This is a genomic window from Streptomyces sp. NPDC054863 (assembly GCF_053610825.1).
On the sequence record NZ_JBSGZD010000077.1, the window covers coordinates 1 to 16,535 of the forward strand.

General features: G+C 72.0%; 19 protein-coding genes. 11 read left to right on the forward strand and 8 right to left on the reverse strand.

Annotated elements, in window-relative coordinates; genetic code table 11:
• Positions 1-134 precede the first annotated feature (134 nt).
• Positions 135-542: a CBS domain-containing protein gene (locus tag ACWGIG_RS16580; protein WP_453322313.1), complete on the reverse strand. Its 408-nt coding sequence runs from the start codon at positions 540-542 to the stop codon at positions 135-137.
• A gap of 161 nt (positions 543-703) precedes the next feature.
• Positions 704-1,504: a histidinol-phosphatase gene (gene hisN, locus ACWGIG_RS16585; RefSeq protein ID WP_453322314.1), complete on the reverse strand. Its 801-nt coding sequence runs from the start codon at positions 1,502-1,504 to the stop codon at positions 704-706.
• A 120-nt stretch (positions 1,505-1,624) separates the two neighbouring features.
• Between hisN and ACWGIG_RS16590 the strand changes: the two genes are divergently transcribed.
• On the forward strand, positions 1,625-2,218 hold the full coding sequence (locus ACWGIG_RS16590) for a TetR/AcrR family transcriptional regulator (protein WP_453322315.1): 594 nt from the start codon (positions 1,625-1,627) through the stop codon (positions 2,216-2,218).
• A gap of 159 nt (positions 2,219-2,377) precedes the next feature.
• Here ACWGIG_RS16590 and ACWGIG_RS16595 read toward each other — a convergent pair whose 3' ends face one another.
• From ACWGIG_RS16595 to ACWGIG_RS16610, 4 genes are all read right to left on the reverse strand, one after another.
• On the reverse strand, positions 2,378-2,701 hold the full coding sequence (locus ACWGIG_RS16595) for a DMT family transporter (RefSeq protein WP_399437024.1): 324 nt from the start codon (positions 2,699-2,701) through the stop codon (positions 2,378-2,380).
• Between the two features lie 96 nt (positions 2,702-2,797).
• Positions 2,798-3,814, reverse strand: a complete 1,017-nt coding sequence (gene rsgA, locus ACWGIG_RS16600) for a ribosome small subunit-dependent GTPase A (RefSeq protein ID WP_453322316.1) — start codon at positions 3,812-3,814, stop codon at positions 2,798-2,800.
• Positions 3,815-3,833: 19 nt separating this feature from the next.
• On the reverse strand, positions 3,834-5,177 hold the full coding sequence (gene aroA, locus ACWGIG_RS16605; RefSeq protein WP_453322317.1) for a 3-phosphoshikimate 1-carboxyvinyltransferase: 1,344 nt from the start codon (positions 5,175-5,177) through the stop codon (positions 3,834-3,836).
• Between the two features lie 106 nt (positions 5,178-5,283).
• Positions 5,284-6,048, reverse strand: coding sequence for a M50 family metallopeptidase (locus ACWGIG_RS16610; RefSeq protein WP_453322318.1), 765 nt, complete (start codon positions 6,046-6,048; stop codon positions 5,284-5,286).
• Positions 6,049-6,097: 49 nt separating this feature from the next.
• Here ACWGIG_RS16610 and ACWGIG_RS16615 point away from each other — a divergent pair, with 49 nt between their 5' ends.
• The 8 genes from ACWGIG_RS16615 (at position 6,098) to def (ending at position 13,875) form a co-directional block, all read left to right on the forward strand.
• Positions 6,098-6,919, forward strand: a complete 822-nt coding sequence (locus ACWGIG_RS16615) for an SOS response-associated peptidase (RefSeq protein WP_453322319.1) — start codon at positions 6,098-6,100, stop codon at positions 6,917-6,919.
• Positions 6,920-7,213: 294 nt separating this feature from the next.
• Positions 7,214-7,885 (forward strand): alpha/beta hydrolase family protein, encoded by a 672-nt coding sequence (locus tag ACWGIG_RS16620; protein WP_453322320.1) that lies wholly within the window; start codon positions 7,214-7,216, stop codon positions 7,883-7,885.
• A gap of 240 nt (positions 7,886-8,125) precedes the next feature.
• Positions 8,126-8,794, forward strand: a complete 669-nt coding sequence (locus ACWGIG_RS16625; RefSeq protein WP_453322340.1) for a sigma-70 family RNA polymerase sigma factor — start codon at positions 8,126-8,128, stop codon at positions 8,792-8,794.
• The gene (rsrA, locus tag ACWGIG_RS16630; protein ID WP_453322321.1) at positions 8,791-9,144 is read left to right on the forward strand and encodes a mycothiol system anti-sigma-R factor; all 354 of its coding nucleotides are present in this window, start codon (positions 8,791-8,793) and stop codon (positions 9,142-9,144) included. Before ACWGIG_RS16625 ends, rsrA begins: the two co-directional genes overlap by 4 nt.
• Before the next feature lie 153 nt (positions 9,145-9,297).
• The gene (locus ACWGIG_RS16635) at positions 9,298-10,800 is read left to right on the forward strand and encodes an HD-GYP domain-containing protein (RefSeq protein WP_453322322.1); all 1,503 of its coding nucleotides are present in this window, start codon (positions 9,298-9,300) and stop codon (positions 10,798-10,800) included.
• Positions 10,797-12,053, forward strand: coding sequence for an HD domain-containing protein (locus tag ACWGIG_RS16640; RefSeq protein WP_453322323.1), 1,257 nt, complete (start codon positions 10,797-10,799; stop codon positions 12,051-12,053). The genes ACWGIG_RS16635 and ACWGIG_RS16640 overlap by 4 nt, the downstream gene beginning before the upstream one ends.
• 105 nt (positions 12,054-12,158) lie before the next feature.
• Positions 12,159-13,142: a tetratricopeptide repeat protein gene (locus tag ACWGIG_RS16645; RefSeq protein ID WP_453322324.1), complete on the forward strand. Its 984-nt coding sequence runs from the start codon at positions 12,159-12,161 to the stop codon at positions 13,140-13,142.
• A 100-nt stretch (positions 13,143-13,242) separates the two neighbouring features.
• A complete protein-coding gene (gene def / locus ACWGIG_RS16650; RefSeq protein WP_453322325.1) occupies positions 13,243-13,875 on the forward strand; it encodes a peptide deformylase in 633 nt (210 codons plus the stop codon).
• A 59-nt stretch (positions 13,876-13,934) separates the two neighbouring features.
• On the opposite strand, the gene ACWGIG_RS16655 is transcribed toward def, so the two are convergent.
• Positions 13,935-14,531 carry a TetR/AcrR family transcriptional regulator gene (locus tag ACWGIG_RS16655; protein WP_453322326.1) on the reverse strand — a complete coding sequence of 199 codons (597 nt, stop codon included), beginning with the start codon at positions 14,529-14,531 and terminating at the stop codon, positions 13,935-13,937.
• Positions 14,532-14,675: 144 nt separating this feature from the next.
• On the opposite strand from ACWGIG_RS16655, the gene ACWGIG_RS16660 reads away from it, so the two are divergent.
• The gene (locus ACWGIG_RS16660; protein WP_453322327.1) at positions 14,676-15,110 is read left to right on the forward strand and encodes a RidA family protein; all 435 of its coding nucleotides are present in this window, start codon (positions 14,676-14,678) and stop codon (positions 15,108-15,110) included.
• Between the two features lie 145 nt (positions 15,111-15,255).
• Here the strand turns inward: ACWGIG_RS16660 and ACWGIG_RS16665 are convergent, their stop codons facing one another.
• Positions 15,256-16,224, reverse strand: a complete 969-nt coding sequence (locus ACWGIG_RS16665; protein WP_453322328.1) for a helix-turn-helix domain-containing protein — start codon at positions 16,222-16,224, stop codon at positions 15,256-15,258.
• Positions 16,225-16,305: 81 nt separating this feature from the next.
• Here ACWGIG_RS16665 and ACWGIG_RS16670 point away from each other — a divergent pair, with 81 nt between their 5' ends.
• Positions 16,306-16,527 carry a hypothetical protein gene (locus tag ACWGIG_RS16670; protein ID WP_453322329.1) on the forward strand — a complete coding sequence of 74 codons (222 nt, stop codon included), beginning with the start codon at positions 16,306-16,308 and terminating at the stop codon, positions 16,525-16,527.
• Positions 16,528-16,535 lie beyond the last annotated feature (8 nt).

Sequence of the window (16,535 nt, forward strand, 5' to 3'; positions counted from 1 at the left end):
CCCCGAAGGTGGGCGTCCCGCGGCCGCTGGCGCCGCGGCCGGCGCCGGGGTCGGTGCGGGGGGCGGGGGGGCGGGGGCCCCCTTGGGGGCCCGGCCCACCGGTCTTTTCCGTACGGTACGAAGCCCTGCGGCCCTCAGCCCGCCAGGGTTGCCGGGCGGTGGCGGATCGGGGCCCAGCAGCGGATGATGTCGCGGACCGAGACGACGCCGATCGGCTCGCCCTTGTCGTCGTCCAGCACGATCAGGTGGCGGAAGCCGCCGTGGGACATGGCCGATGCCGCTTCTTCCAGGGTCCAGGAGGGAGAGGCGAAGACGACGTCGGTGGTGGTGTGGGAGCCGGCGGTCTCCAGGTCGGGGTCCTGGCCGGCGCCGACGGAGTTGAGGAGATCGCGCTCGGTCAGGATGCCCAGACCGCTGGTGTCGGAGTCGAGGACGATGGCCGCGCCGACGTGGCGGACGGACATCAGCCGGGCGGCCTGGCGGAGGGTGTGGGCGGGGCCGATGGTGAGGACCATCGTGCTCATGGCATCGCGTACGAGCATGGAGTACAGCCACCTCCTGGGTGCGAATCCGTACGGGAACGAATTCACAAGTTCACAAGTGAGGGAACTTTTAGAGTCGCAGGCTCGTGCGGGGTCAACAAGAGGGTGGTAGAAGCAAGTTGAGGGGCGTGCAAAATCTCGTCACACGCCCCTCGCGGCGCTCAGTAGCGCTGGTTGAGGTAGCCGAGCAGCTCGTTGTGGAGCAGGCCGTTGGAGGCCGCCGCGTTGCCGCCCTCGACGCCGGGGACGCCGTCCAGGCTGGTGAACCTGCCGCCGGCCTCCTCGACGATGATCGCGTTCGCGGCCATGTCCCAGAGGGAGAGCTCGGGCTCGGCGCAGATGTCGACGGAGCCTTCGGCGACCATCATGTACGGCCAGAAGTCGCCGTACCCGCGGGTCCGCCAGCAGGCGCGGGAGAGGTCCAGGAAGCCGTCGAGGCGGCCCTGCTCCTCCCAGCCGGAGAGGGAGGAGTACGCGAAGGACGAGTCGGCGACCTTGGGGACCTTCGAGACGTGCAGGCGCGTCGCGGAGGTCAGACTGCGGCCGGTGTACGCGCCGCCGCCCTTCGCCGCCCACCAGCGGCGGCCCAGCGCGGGCGCGGAGACGACGCCGACGACCGGGTGGTAGCCGCCCTCGCCCGCCTCCATGAGGGAGATCAGGGTGGCCCAGACCGGGACGCCGCGCACGTAGTTCTTCGTACCGTCGATGGGGTCGATCACCCAGCGGCGCGGACCCGAACCCTCCAGGCCGTACTCCTCGCCGAGTACCGCGTCGCGCGGGCGACCGCGCTTGAGGTGGTTGCGGATCAGCTCCTCGGCCGCTTTGTCGGCCTCGGTCACCGGGGTCATGTCCGGCTTCGTCTCGACCTTGAGGTCCAGGGCCTTGAACCGGTCCATGGTCTGGGCGTCGGCGGCGTCGGCGAGGACGTGGGCGAGGCGCAGGTCATCGTGATAGTCGGGCATGCCGACACAGTATCGAGCGTGATCAGCGGGTGACCATACGGGACCAGGGGTCCGGCTGCGAGCAGGACCCCTTGACAGTCGGTGACGGGCCGTCAACGCTGACAGGCGGGAGGCGATGCTGTGCCCACTGCCCGAGAAGCCCTGTTGGACGCCGCCTACGCAGCGCTTGCGGCGCGGCCCTGGTCGGCGGTGCGGATGGTCGACGTGGCCGCCTCGGCCGGGGTGTCCCGGCAGACCCTCTACAACGAGTTCGGCAGCAAGGACGGGCTGGCGCGGGCGCTGGTGCGGCGGGAGGCGGACGGCTTCCTGGCCGGCGTGGACCGGGTGCTCGGCGACCGGACGGGGGCCGACACGGACCGGCTGGCCGGAGTCGCCGAGTGGATCGTGCGGGCCGCTCGGGAGAATCCGCTGGTACGGGCGCTGGTGAGCGGGTGCTGGCCGGAGCGGCTCCCGTCGGGGCGGGCGGCCAGGGGCATTCCGGCAGCGGCGGCGGGGGCCGAGCAGCGGAGGGCGGACGGCGGCACGCCGGGGGCGGGAGAAATGGCCGCCGTCGTACGGGACCGGACGGCGGCTGCGCTGGGGGAGCGGTGGCCGTGCGAGGTGGTGGTGAGGCTGGCGGTGTCCTGGGTGGTCGCACCCGGGGCGAAGGGCGGGGTCGGGGAGTTCGTGCGGGGCGTGGTCGGCGCGGGGGCGGAGCCGTCGGAGGCGGAGTGATCGCTGCGGCGCGGCCGGGGCTGTCCACGCCCGGGCCACGGGGGCGGGCGCGACGTGGTGCGAGCCCCGCAGGGCGGCGGAGCGGTGAGCCCCGCGGGCCGACAGAGGTGCGAGACAGAGGAGGAGCCCCGCAGCCCGGCAGAGCGGTGAGCCCCGTCGTCAGTGGGAGGAGCCCGAGAGCTGGAGGCCGATGACGCCGATGATGACGAAGGAGATGGAGACGAGTTTGAGGGTGGAGACCACGTCGTCCAGGAAGATCATTCCGTAGATGGCGGTGCCGGCCGCGCCGATGCCGGTCCACACCGCGTACGCCGGGCCCACGTCCAGCTTCTTCAGGGACAGGGTGAGAAGGCCGAAGCTGCCCAGCGCGAACGCGGCGAACGCGATCGTCGGCCACAGTCTCGTGAAGCCGTGGGAGAGCTTGAGACAGACGGCGAAGCCGGTTTCGAGGATTCCCGCGACCACCACCAGCAGCCACGCCATTGAGTGCCTCCCCTTGTCTCCCTTTAGGTGACTGCTTCGTCTCGCTCGGTGCGATTATGCCTTTACCAGAGGGACGCCGGGGCAAACGCGTACGGTTCAGTCCCCCTCGCGCCTCTCCCTGGTGGCGAGAAGTCGGCGCAGCGAGTACAGCCGGGCCGGGTCCGCGTGCCCGTCGGCCACCCACTTCTCCAGGGCGCACTCCGGCGCGTTCTCGTCGTGCGTACAGCCGCGCGGGCATTCCTCCGTCCCCGGTACCAGGTCCGGGAAGGCGTTGATCACGCGCGAGGGGTCCACGTGGTGCAGGCCGAAGGAGCGTACGCCCGGAGTGTCGATCACCCAGCCGGACTCGCCCGCCAGGGGGAGCGCGAGCGCCGAGGTGGTGGTGTGGCGGCCACGTCCGGTGACCGCGTTGACGTGGCCGGTGGTGCGGCGGCGCTCCTCCGGGACGAGGGTGTTGACCAGGGTGGTCTTGCCGACGCCCGAGTGCCCGACGAAGGCGGTGACACGGCCGTCGAGGTGCTCGCGCACGACGTCGCTCGCCGCGCCGTTCTCCAGTTCTTCGCGGCTGGTGACGATGTACGGCACGCCCAGCGGCACGTACATCTCCAGGAGCTCGTCGGGGGAGGCCAGGTCGGACTTGGTGAGGACGAGCAGGGGTGTCAGACCGCCGTCGTACGCTGCCACCAGACAGCGGTCGATCATGCGGGGGCGCGGCTCGGGGTCGGCGAGGGCGGTGACGACGGCGAGCTGGTCGGCGTTGGCGACGACGACCCGCTCGAAGGGGTCGTCGTCGTCGGCCGTGCGGCGCAGGACGGAGGCGCGCGGCTCGATGCGGACGATGCGGGCGAGGGTGTCCTTGGTGCCCGACAGATCCCCGACGATCATGACCCGGTCTCCCACGACCGCCGCCTTGCGGCCCAGTTCGCGGGCCTTCATCGCCATGACCGTACGGTCCTCGACGAGGCAGGTCAGGCGGCCCCGGTCCACGGTGAGGACCATGCCCATCTGGGCGTCCTCGTGCTTGGGGCGGATGTGGGTGCGGGGGCGGTTGCCCTTGCGGTTGGGGCGGACGCGGATGTCGTCCTCGTCGGGGTTCTTGCCGTAGCGGCGCATCGTCGTCTCGCCCGGCCCGTCAGTTGCCCGCGAGCATGTCGGCCCACATGTGCGGGAAGTCCGGCAGCGTCTTGGCCGTCGTCCCCACGTTCTCGATGCGTACGTCCTTCACGGCCAGGCCCAGGATCGATCCGGCGGTCGCCATGCGGTGGTCGTCGTACGTGTGGAAGGTGCCGCCGTGCAGGGTGCGCGGCCGGATGTGCAGGCCGTCTGCGGTCTCGGTGACGTCGCCGCCGAGTCCGTTGATCTCCTTGGTGAGCGCGGCGAGGCGGTCCGTCTCGTGCAGGCGAAGGTGGGCGACGCCCCGGAGGGTGGAGGGGGAGTCGGCGAGGGCGGCGACGGCGGCGATGCCCGGGGTCAGCTCGCCGACCTCGCTCAGGTCCCAGTCGATGCCGTGGATCGTGCCCGTACCCGTGAAGGTCAGGCCCTGCTCGGTGAGTTCGTACGAGCCGCCCATCGCGGTGAAGATCTCGCGGAGTGCGTCGCCGGGCTGGGTGGTGTGCTCCGGCCAGTCCGGGACGGTGACCCGGCCGCCGGTGATCAGGGCGGCGGCGAGGAACGGCTGTGCGTTGGAGAGGTCCGGCTCGACGGTCAGGTCGCGGCCGAGGAGGGCGCCGGGGGTGACCCGCCAGACGTTCGCCTCGCCCCCGGACTCGGGGGTGTCGACCTGCGCGCCGATCGCGCGCAGCATGTCGACGGTCATCCGGATGTGGGGCAGGGAGGGGAGCGTGGGGCCCGTGTGACGTACTTCCACGCCCTGGTTGAAGCGGGGGGCGGAGAGGAGGAGCGCGCTCACGAACTGCGAGGACGAGGAGGCGTCGATCTCGACCACGCCGCCGTCCAGGGCGCCGCCGCCGAAGACGGTGAGGGGCAGGGCGCCCCGGCCGTCGTCGTCGATGCGGGCGCCGAGGGTGCGCAGCGCCGTGATGACCGCGCCGAGGGGGCGCTCGTACGAACGCGGGTCGCCGTCGAAGCGGATCGGGCCGTCCGCGAGGGCGGCCACGGGCGGCAGGAAGCGCATGACCGTGCCCGCGTTGCCGACGTCGACGGTGGCCGGGCCGTGCAGCCCGGACGGGATGATCCGCCAGGCCTCGCCGGAGCCGTCGGGGCCGCCCGCGACGGAGGAGTTGGACGACACCGTCTCCTCGATGCCGACGCCCATGGAGCGCAGTGCCTCGGCCATCAGGAGGGTGTCGCGGGAGCGCAGCGGGCGGCGCAGCCAGCCGGGCTCGGCGGCGAGTGCGGCCAGGACGAGCGCGCGGTTGGTGACCGACTTGGAGCCGGGCACGGTGACCGTCGCGTCGACGGCCCCGGTCGCGTAGGGGGCGGGCCAGAGGGCAGGGTGCACGGCGCTTTCGGTCATGGCCTCCACTTTAATGGCTTGCCACTTGTCGTCCCTCGCTCCCGTCGGCTCCCGGTCACAGCCCTCGCAGCGTCACAGCCCCAGCAGCGTCACAGCCCTCATGGCGTCACAGCCCCAGCAGCCAGCGCCCGCCGCCCAGCAGTGCGCACAGCGAGACGACGTGGAACATCGCCAGCCACACCAGCGGCGGTACGTGCGTGAGCCGGGCCAGCTGGTCGGCGTCGGAGTCGGGTGCTCCGCCGTGCCGCCGCTTCGACTGGAGCTCGAAGGCGGGACGCACGCCGCCGAGCAGCAGGAACCACACGGCGGTGTAGGCGAACGCGGCCTGCACGTCCGGTCCTGTCAGCCAGGAGACCAGGACGAAGGCGGCGCCCGTGAGGACGACGGTCAGCACTCCGTACGCGTTGCGGATCATCACCAGCATCGCGAGGAGCAGCGCCGCCGCCAGCCAGAGGAAGAGCGTGATGTGGTCGGCGGCGAGCAGCCAGGCGCCGCCGAGGCCGAGCAGCGGCGGGGCGGTGTAGCCCGCGGCGGCGGTCAGGATCATGCCGATGCCGGTCGGCCTGCCGCGGCTGAGGGTGAGGCCGCTGGTGTCGGAGTGCAGCCGGATGCCGGTGAGGGTGCGGCCGGTGAGCAGCGCGACCAGTCCGTGGCCGCCCTCGTGGGCGATGGTGATGGCGTTGCGCGAGAGACGCCAGAGGGGATGGGGGACGACCACGACGAGGGCGAGCGCTGCCGTCGCGTACAGGATCCATGTCGCGGGGTCGGGCTGGGTGCCGGTGAGGCGGTCCCAGAGGGAGCCGATGTCGGAGGCGGCGAGGGGGGTGAGTGTGCTGACTGCGTGGGCGCCGGCCGTATTGAGGGTGTCCATTTTTCGGGCGGCTCCTTGAGGGCTGTACGGGCGTGGCAGTGTGACAAGTATGTGTGGACGGTATGCGGTGAGCCGGGGGGCGGAAGACCTCGCCGGACTCTTCGAGGTGGAGAAGTGGGATCCGGCCGAGAGCTTCGTGCCGGACTGGAACGTGGCACCGACGAAGTCCGTGCCGGTGATCCTGGAGCGTCCTGTGAAGGACGCGGCCGACCCGCGTCCGGTTCGGCAGTTGCGGATGCTGAGGTGGGGGCTGGTGCCGTCCTGGGCGAAGTCGCCCGAGGGTGCGGCGCGGATGATCAACGCGCGGGCCGAGACGGTGCACGAGAAGCCGTCGTTCCGGAAGGCGTTCGCGACGCGGCGGTGCATCGTGCCGGCGGACGGCTATTACGAGTGGGTGACCTCTGCCGACGAGCGGGAGCTGGAGGAGCAGGGGAAGCGGAAGCGGGTGCGCAAGCAGCCGTACTTCGTGACGCCGGCGGACGGGTCGGCCATGGCGATGGCCGGGATCTACGAGTTCTGGCGGGACCGGACCCTGCCGGACGAGCACGAGCTGGCCTGGTGGGCGACGTGTTCCGTCGTGACGACGGAGGCGGAGACCACGGAGCTGGCCGGGGGACCGGCAGGGGAGGGCGGGCCTTCGTCGCTGGCGGAGATCCATCCCCGGATGCCGTTGATGCTGACGCCGGAGAAGTGGGGGGCGTGGCTGGACCCGTCGCTCACGGAGCCGGAGGAGGTACGGGGGCTGCTGGTGGCGCCGGGGGCGGGGCTGGTGCGGGCGTATCCGGTCGGGACGGCGGTCAGCAACGTCCGTAACAACGGACCGGAGTTGCTGGAGGAGCTGGAGGGGCCGGAGGTGGGGACGTTGTTCTGACGGGCGTTCGTACCTGTGCGGGTGGGTGGACCGCTTCGCGGATTGGCCCCTCCCCGCCCCTTCACCTCAACCGCCGGCCGCGGGGCTGGTGGGGTCACGGCTCGCGCCGGTGGGGGCGGGAGTCCCGGGCTGCGCCCGGTGCACGGCTGCGCCGCGCGTCCTCAAACTCCCCCAAGGTCTTAAGGACCAGGGGGTACCCCCTCGACGGGCTGGAGGGGCCCGCTTTCAGGGGCGCGGGGAACTGCGCGACCAGCCACGACGCGCCCGCACATCCTCTCCCGGCAGGATGGCCCCATGAGTCGAGTAGTGAGTGTCGAGACCGATGCCGGTGCGGCGCGGGTGCATTGGTACGAGGCGGCGAAGCCCTGGGCCGTCCTGGCCCTGGGCCACGGGGCCGGGGGTGGCATCGACGCCCGCGACCTCCAGGCGCTCGCCGCAGCCCTGCCCGCCGACGGCGTGAGCGTCGCACTCGTCGAGCAGCCCTGGCGGGTCGCAGGCAAGAAGGTCGCCCCGGCGCCGAAGACGCTGGACGTCGGGTGGCGCGGGGTGTGGCCGCTGCTGGCGAAGCCCGGGCTGCCGGTGGTGTCGGGCGGACGCAGTGCCGGGGCGCGCGTCGCCTGCCGGACGGCACAGGAGCTCGGCGCCCGCGCCGTACTCGCCCTGAGCTTTCCGCTGCACCCTTCCCCAAGTTCTCGGCTTCGCTCGAACAGGGGAGACCCCATCGGCAGGCCCGGGAAGTCGCGGGCGGACGAGCTGCTGGGGGCGGGCGTGCCCACGCTCGTCGTGCAGGGCGGGAACGATCCGTTCGGCCGGCCGGGGGAGTTCCCCGAGGGAAGCTTCGAGAGGGTCGAAGTGCCGTACGGGGACCACGGGTTCGCCGTGCCCAAGCGGGCGGAGACCGGGCAGGAGCAGGCGCTGGAGATCATCGTCGACGGCGTGCGGCGGTGGATTCTGCGGCTGCGGTGATCCGCTCGGGAATGTGGAGCGCGGTACCACTGTTGTCGCCTTCGTCCGACGAAGAATCGAGAGGGAGTTCGCCGCATGGGTTCCACCATCTGCCCGCGCCGCCCGCAAGCCTCTGACCTGGAGTGGACGGTGCTCTCCGCGGCGGCGACCACGGCCGCTCAGGCGGCGGGCAAGCAGGGTAGTCGTCTATCCTCCGAGTCGAGCGGGTCCGCATTCGGGCCTGCCACGGCGCTGAAGGAGGTGGGTCCGGTCACTGGGACCGACGCAGGGACCGATGCCGGCCACGCGGAGGAGACCACCGCCGAGCGCAATGCGCGCTTCGAGCGGGACGCGCTGGGCTTCCTCGACCAGATGTACTCGGCCGCGCTGCGCATGACGCGCAACCCGGCCGACGCGGAGGACCTGGTCCAGGAGACGTATGCCAAGGCGTACGGGTCCTTCCACCAGTTCCGCGAGGGGACCAACCTCAAGGCCTGGCTCTACCGGATCCTCACCAACACGTTCATCAACTCCTACCGGAAGAAGCAGCGCGAGCCGCTGCGCAGCGCTTCCGAGGAGATCGAGGACTGGCAGCTGGCGCGTGCCGAGTCGCACATGTCGACGGGGCTGCGCTCCGCCGAGTCGCAGGCGCTGGACCACCTGCCCGACTCGGACGTGAAGTCGGCGCTCCAGGCGATCCCCGAGGAGTTCCGGATCGCGGTGTATCTCGCCGATGTCGAGGGGTTTGCCTACAAGGAAATCGCGGACATCATGGGGACACCGATCGGTACGGTCATGTCCCGGCTGCACCGGGGCCGCCGCCAGCTGCGCGGCATGCTGGAGGACTACGCCAGGGACCGCGGCCTGGTGCCGGCGGGTGCCGGACCGGCGTCCGGGGAGTCGAACGATGTGAAAGGCTCGGGCTCATGAGCTGCGGAGATCCGCACGAGACGGACTGCTCTGAGGTGCTCGACCATCTCTACGAGTTCCTCGACAAAGAGATGCCGGACGGCGAGTGCACCAAGTTCGAGGAGCACTTCGAGGAGTGCTCGCCGTGCCTGGAGAAGTACGGCCTGGAGCAGGCCGTGAAGAAGCTCGTCAAGCGCTGCTGCGGGTCGGACGACGTCCCCGTGGACCTGAGGTCGAAGGTGCTGGGGCGGATCGATCTGATCCGGTCCGGGCAGGCCGTGCCCGGGCAGGACGTGGCCGCTCCGGACCTCGTCCCGCCGCCCGACGTGACTTCTGACGTGCTGTCGGCTGCGACCAAAGAGAAGAAGTAGTCACTACCGGCACAACGCACCGCGCAAGGCCGCTGGTTCCCGTCCCGTCGTCACCCGATGGGGGGAACCGGCGGCCTTCGCGCATTCCCCGGCCCCCCAATGGCTAGCCTGACGCTCGATGCGGCGGCGGAGCCGAAGGGTTGCGGGGGAGCGGTGCGAGCCTTACCGGCGGGAGCGCGGGCCTGCGTCCTGTGCGCCGTGCTCCTCGCGGGACTCTGCGTCCTCGCCGACCTCGGCCACACCCCCTGGGACGCCGTCGCCCTGCTGGCAGTCCTGTACGCGGCCTGCGAGATGCTGCCCCGCTGTCCCCTCTTCCGGCACCGGGTCTCCGCCGGCCCGGGCGCCTTCTTCCCCGTTCCGCTCGCCGCCGTCTTCCTGCTGCCGCCCTCCGCCGCCGCCCTCGTCGCCGTGCCCGGTGCGCTGTTCGGGCGGGTGACGCGGCGGCCCCGCGCGGTGCGGCGGGTGTGGCGGGCGGCCGAGCTCGCGGTCGCCGTCTGGGTCGCCTCGTACCTCTGCACGGTGCTGGACGGGCGGCCGGTCACCGGAGCGCCGCACGGGTCCGGGCCTGATGTGCCGGACTTTCCTTACGCGCTGGTGCCCGCCGGCGTCGCGGTGGTCGGCTTCTGCGTCGTGCTGACCGTGCTGGAGGGCGGCATCCTCGTCACCGCCGAGCGGATGCCGGTGCGGACCGCGTGGCGGGGGCTGTTCGTACGGTCGCTGGCGCCGCACTGTGTGCACGGGCTCGCCGGGCTGATGATGGCGGTCCTGTGGCGCAGTCCCTACGGGCCGGTCGCCGCCCTCTTCGTACTGCTGCCGATGTATCTGTCGTGCTGGGCCTTCGCCCAGTACCAGCGCGAGCACGACGCGCACCGGGCCACCGTCCGGGCGCTGGTCCAGGCGGTCGACCTGAAGGACCGCTACACGAGGGGCCACAGCGAGCGGGTGGGGCGGGCCTCGGCCATGATGGCCGCCGAGCTGGGGATGGACGAGGAGCGGCGGGAAGTGCTCCGCTTCGCCGGGATCCTGCACGACGTGGGGAAGCTCGGGGTGCCGACCCGGCTGCTGCGCAAGGACGGACCGCTGACGCCGGAGGAACGGCGGGTCATCGAACTCCATCCCGAGTACGGGCACGAGATGGTGCGGGGGATCGGCTTCCTGGGGGAGGCGCGGGCGGCGATCCTGCACCACCACGAGCGGATGGACGGGAGCGGCTACCCGTACGGGCTGGCCGGGGAGCGGATCCCGGAGTTCGCCCGGGTGGTGGCGGTGGCGGACGCCTTCGACGCGATGACGTCGACGCGGTCCTACCGGCGGGCACGGCCGGTGGAGGAGGCGGTGGCGGAGCTGGAGAGGTGTGCGGGGGCGCAGTTCGACGCGCGGATGGTGGGGGCCTTGGTGGCGGCGCTGGAGCGGGAGGGGTGGAATCCGGCGGTGACGGCGGACGAGGGGGAGAGGGCGGCGGCGGGGCCGGGGGCAGGTGCAGGGCCGGGGGCAGGTGCGGGGCCGTCTGCTGCTCCGCCGACTGTGCCTTCCGCTGTGCCGCCCGCCGTTTCGCCCGTCGTGCCGCCCGGGGCCGGTGGTGGCGTTTCGTCTTCGTTGGTGGGGCAGCGGGGGAGCGTGCCGTCCCGGGGTGGGCGGCGGGGACGGCGGGCATGAGGGGGAAGTGGCCGCCCGGCACCGTCGTGCTCGTCAGGGGAGCCGCCCTGCTGCTCGCCTTCGCCGCGCTGGTGGAGGTGTTGCGGTACGGAGTGGTGCAGCCCGGGGTCGCCGTCGCGTTCTGCGCGCTGATCTGGGTGGGCGAGGCGGCCCACCGCGGGGACGGGGCCGCGCCGCTGGGGACCGCCGGGGCTCTTGCGTACGCGCTGCTCGGGCGCTGCGGCGGGGAGCCCACCGGGCACGGGGTGCTGCAGGTGGTGGCGGTGACCGTGGCGGCGCTGGCCGCCGGGGCCGTGCCGCACCCCGCCGGGTGGCGGCCGGGGCTCGACCGGATGGCCCGGCGGGTGTTGACCGTGGGGTTCGCCGCCGTGTGTTTCCAGCCGCTCCACCACTCCGGCGCGGTGGAGGAGTGGGTGGGGGAGGGGCCCTGGTTCGCCCTGTTCCTGGTGGTGCTGCTGGCGCTCACCGGGCTGTGCGAGGCGGTGCTCGCCGCCGCGCTCGCAGCGGCCCGTACCGGGCATCCGTACGGGCCGCTGCTCCGGGACGAGCTGCGGGCGCTGCGCGGGATCGGCTCCGCGGTGTGTGCGACGGGCGTCGTGATGGCGCTGGCGGTCTCCGTGGCGGGGCTGTGGGCGCTGCCGGTGTTCTGCGTGCCGTTGCTGCTGACCCAGCTGTCGTTCCGGCGGTACGGGGAGGTCAGGGACACCTACCGGCAGACCATCGCCTCCCTGGCCAGGGCCACCGAGATCGCCGGGTACACCAGGCCGGGCCACGCCCGCCGGGTCGCGACCCTCTCCAGGGCCGTGGGGCGTGAACTGGGCCTGTCCGGGCAGGAGTTGACGATCCTTGAGTACGCGGCCCTGATGCACGACATCGGGCAGCTGTCGCTCGTCGACCCCGTTCCCGCGGGTGCGACCGCCTTACTGCCCGCCGCCGACCAGCGCCGCATCGCCCTGCTCGGAGGGGCGGTGGTCCGCCAGACCGGGGTCCCGGCGGAGGTCGCCGTCGTCGTCGAGAGACAGGCCGATCCGTACCGTGAGCAGCCGCTCACCGCCCGTATCGTCCGCACCGTCAATGCGTACGACGATCTCTCGGGGGAATGCGGAGGGGGGCTGGGCGGCCCGCTGAGTGCGCTGGAGCAGCTGCGTCTGGGCACCGGGCGCGACTACCAGAGCGAGGTCGTGGAATCCCTCGCCCGCGTCCTTCGGCGGAGGAGCCCCGCGCGCGGAATCGCCCTGCCCCCGGCTGGGTAACCAGTGGGTAATGAGCGGGCCTCCGACCGGGCATGGTTGGATGCGAAGAGAGCCCCTGGAGAGTGCGGAAGCCGGGGGAAGAGAGCCAACCGGCAGGCGGGAATCGTGAGGATCTTCGGGAAGGTACGGCATCGGCCCTCCGCCTCGTGGCGGCAGGCCACCGACCGCGCGTTCACGCTGATCGGCGACGGTCGGTACGAGGACGCGGGAGCGCTGCTGACACGCGCGGCGGACCTCGAACCCTGGCTCTCGGAGTCCTGGTTCAATCTGGCGCTGCTGCACAAGTTCCGGCACGACTGGGACCAGGCGCGGGCCGCGGGCCTGCGCGCCGTCGCCCTGCTCGACCGCGAGACCGGCGCCCCCGACTGGTGGAACGTCGGGATCGCCGCCACCGCGCTCCAGGACTGGCCGCTCGCCCGCCGGGCCTGGCAGGCGTACGGACTGAAGGTGCCCGGCGGCCCGACGGAGAGCGGTGAGCCGGTCGGGATGGAGCTGGGGAGCGCCGCGGTGCGTCTTTCGCCCGAGGGCGAGGCCGAGGTGGTGTGGGGGCGCAGGCTGGACCCCGCCCGCATCGAGGTGCTGTCGATCCCGCTGCCGTCCTCCGGCCGGCGCTGGGGCGAGGTCGTCCTGCACGACGGCGTGCCGCACGGGGAGCGGGTGACGGCTGCGGGCCCCTCCTTCCCGGTCTTCGACGAGATCGAGCTGTGGGCGCCCTCGCCGATCCCGACCTGGGTGGTGCTGCTCGAAGCCGCCACGGAGGCCGACCGGGACGCCCTGGAGCGACTGGCCGCCGACGCCGGATTCGCCGCCGAGGACTGGTCCTCGTCCGTACGCCTGCTGTGCCGGACCTGCTCGGAGTCGCGGATGCCCTCCGACGAGGGCGACGGCGAGCAGCACCTCGACCCGCACGACCACAGCGAGCCGGGCCACCCCGGCCCCCTCGGCCACCGGACCAACGGCGAGCTGTGGGTCCCCGAGCGGGAGTGCGGCCTCGCCGCCCCGCCGGGACTGGTGCGCGGCCTGCTCGACGGATGGGTCGCGGACAGCCCGGACAGCCGGGAGTGGCGGGATCTCGAAGAGGTCTGCTGAATCCCGCGGGGTTCTGCCGGAACTCGCGGAGGCCCGCCGACCGTGGCACGTACGCTGTACGGGCACATCACTGGGGTTTTGAGGAAGGCGTACGGCGGACATGGCGCAGCAGCAGCAGGTCGACGAGCAGGTACAGGGCGAGTTCGTCGTGGATACGGAGGACTGCGAGGCGCGCGAGCTGGCCCACCGCGAGCGCGGCACCGCCCGTCCGATCACCGTCGTCGGCAACCCGGTCCTGCACCGCGAGTGCAAGGACGTCACCGAGTTCGACGACAAGCTGGCCGCGCTGATCGACGACATGTTCGCCAGCCAGAAGGCCGCCGAGGGCGTGGGCCTCGCCGCCAACCAGATCGGTGTCGACCTCAAGGTCTTCATCTACGACTGCCCGGACGACGACGGCGTCCGCCACACCGGCCTCATCTGCAACCCGGTCCTCGACGAGCTCCCCTCCGACCGGCGCGTCCTCGACGACTCCAACGAGGGCTGCCTGTCCGTCCCCACCGCGTACGCCGAGCTGGCCCGCCCGGACTACGCGGTCGTCCGCGGCCAGGACGCCGAGGGCAACCCGATCGCCATCGAGGGCACCGGCTACTTCGCCCGCTGCCTCCAGCACGAGACGGACCACCTGTACGGCCGCCTCTACATCGACCGGCTGTCCAAGCGCGAGCGCAAGGACGCGCTGAAGCAGATGGAGGAGGGCACGGCGCGCTACGAGACCGTGCCCAACGCGTAGCCCCCTGCTGGAGCGTTCTCCGGTGCCCGGCCCTCAACGAGCGGCCGGGCACCGGCCGTTCACCCCGCGTCCGGCCGGGGCCGCAGACCGAGCAGGACCTCCTGGACGAGATCGGCGCTGCGCCTGACCGCGTCGTCGCCGAAGCCCAGGAAGTGCCGGTAGTGGATCGGCGCGTAGAAGAGGTCGACCATCACGTCGGTGGGCAGGTCGGAGCGGAGCTGCCCGGCGGCCACGGCGGAATCCAGGCGGGCCCGGCACTCCGCGATGCTCGGCTCCAGGATCGTTTCGCGGAACGCCTTCATCAGCGCGGGGTCGTTCTGGGCCTCGCCCATGACGCCCCGGTAGGCCTCGCTGATCCTGCCGGTGATCAGCCGCTGGGTCACCGCACGGATCTGGGTCGAGAGGTCGGCGGCGATGTCGCCGGTGTCGGGGAAGGCGAAGTCGTCGCCGAGCTCCTCGTTCATCGCCTCCAGCACCACCGCGCCCTTGGAGCGCCACCAGCGGTAGATCGTGGGCTTGCCCACGCCGGCCTGGGCGGCGATGGCCTCGATGGTCACCTTCGCGAAGCCCTTGCGGCTCACCAGGTCGAACGCCGCGTCGAGGATGGCCCGGCGGGCGCGCTCGCTGCGCCGTTCACTGTTCGGCTCGGGGGTCATGCGCTCACCCTAACGCTCGCGTGACGTTACGTTTCGTTTTGACAAGTCGCGCGGGAGTGCTCTAGCTTCCGAGACGTTACGGAACGTTTCGTAACGCAGCCGTGCGGGGGCCGGTGCCGGGCCTCGCCGAGACAGGGGAGAGGCATGTCCAGCAACGAGAGCGCGGCCACCGCGGGACGCGTCGAGAAGATCGCCACCACTCCGGACTGGTACGCGCCGTACCGGATATCGCAGGCCGTACGGGCCGGGGGCTTCGTGTACGTGTCCGGGCAGGCGGGCTTCGATGAGGACGGAACGACCGTCGGGGGCGGGTTCCTTGAGCAGGGGCGGCAGGCGTTCCGCAACGTCGGACGGGTGCTGGATGCGGCCGGGCTGACCTTCGCGGACGTGATCAAGGTCGGCATCTTCGTACGGGACATGGCGACGAACCTCCCGCACGTGATCACGCTGCGCGGTGAGTTCCTGGCCGAGCCCTACCCCGCCGACACCCTCGTCGAGGTCGTCTCGCTGGCACGGCCGGACTGGCAGATCGAGGTCGAGGTCGTCGCGCTGGACCGGCAGGACCCGGCAGCCGCCTAGGCAAGCCACCCGGAGGGCCTGGCCCGGTACACGGCCCGGTGCGCGGACCGGAGTGCGGATCCGGAGTGCGGATCCGGAGTGCGGATCCGGAGTGCGCGGTCCTGTTCCCCGTGGGGAGTGGGCCGTGCGCCGCGTCGGTGCCCGGTCAGGCGGCCCGTGCCGGGCCCCGGAAGGTCCTGCGGTACGCGTGCGGGGTCGTGCCCAGCGTCCGCAGGAAGTGGTGCCGCAGTCCCGCCGCCGTACCGAACCCGCTCCGCCCCGCGATCGTGTCGATCGTCTCGTCCGTCGCCTCCAGCAACCGCTGGGCCAGCAGCACCCGTTGACGCAGCACCCAGCGGTACGGAGTGGTGCCGGTCTCCTGCTGGAAGCGGCGGGCGAAGGTACGTGGCGACATGTGGGCGCGCTCGGCCAACTGCTCGACCGTCAGGTCGAGTTCGAGGTGCCGTTCCATCCAGGCCAGCACCTCGCCGACCGTGTCGCAGCGGGTGCGGGTGAGCGGGCGCTCGATGTACTGGGCCTGGCCGCCGTCCCGGTGCGGCGGCACCACCATGCGCCGCGCGATGGTGTTCGCGACCTCGGGCCCGTCCTCCTGCCGTACGAGATGCAGACAGGCGTCGATGCCCGCCGCGGTCCCCGCGGAGGTGATGACCGGGCCCTCGTCGACGTACAGCACGTCGGGTTCGAGCCGGGCCTTGGGGAAACGGCGGGCCAGCTCGTCGACGTGCCGCCAGTGGGTGGTGCAGCGGCGGCCGTCGAGCAGCCCTGCCGCGCCCAGTACGAACGCGCCCGAGCAGACGCTGAGCACCCGGGCCCCCCGCTCGACGCCGCGCCGCAGGGCGGCGAGCAGCGGTTCCGGATAGGTGCGGGCCTCGCAGTGCTGGTCGGCGGGGATCGCGATCAGGTCGGCCTCTTCGAGCCGGTCCAGACCGTGCGGGACGTTGATGGTGAACGCGCCCGAACGGGAGGTGAGTTCACGCTGCTCGACCGCGCAGACGGCGAAGTCGTAGACGGGCAGGCCTTCTTCGCTGCGGTCGATGCCGAACACCTCGCACAGGACGCCGAGTTCGAAGGGATTCACTCCGTCGACGAGCGCGACGGCCACGTTTTTCAGCATGGAGCCAGTGTGGCAGTAATTCGATGAATGGTGACAGTCCTGCCACTCATCAATCTTGCTGCGCCGGACGAGAGTGGAGGCATGAACACAGACACCAGTACCTTCCTGGACATCCTCGGCGTCACCTTCGTCTTCGTCCTCCTCGCCCTTCCCTCGCTCGTCGGGCACGCGCGGGACCTGCGGATCGACCGGCAGCTCCGCAACGCGGAGCGGACGGAAACGGGGCGGACGCAAAAGGGAAGGGCCGGGACCCCCGAAGGAATCCCGGCCCGCCCCGAGCACAGCTACAGCCGCGCCGCCTAGAAGGTGCT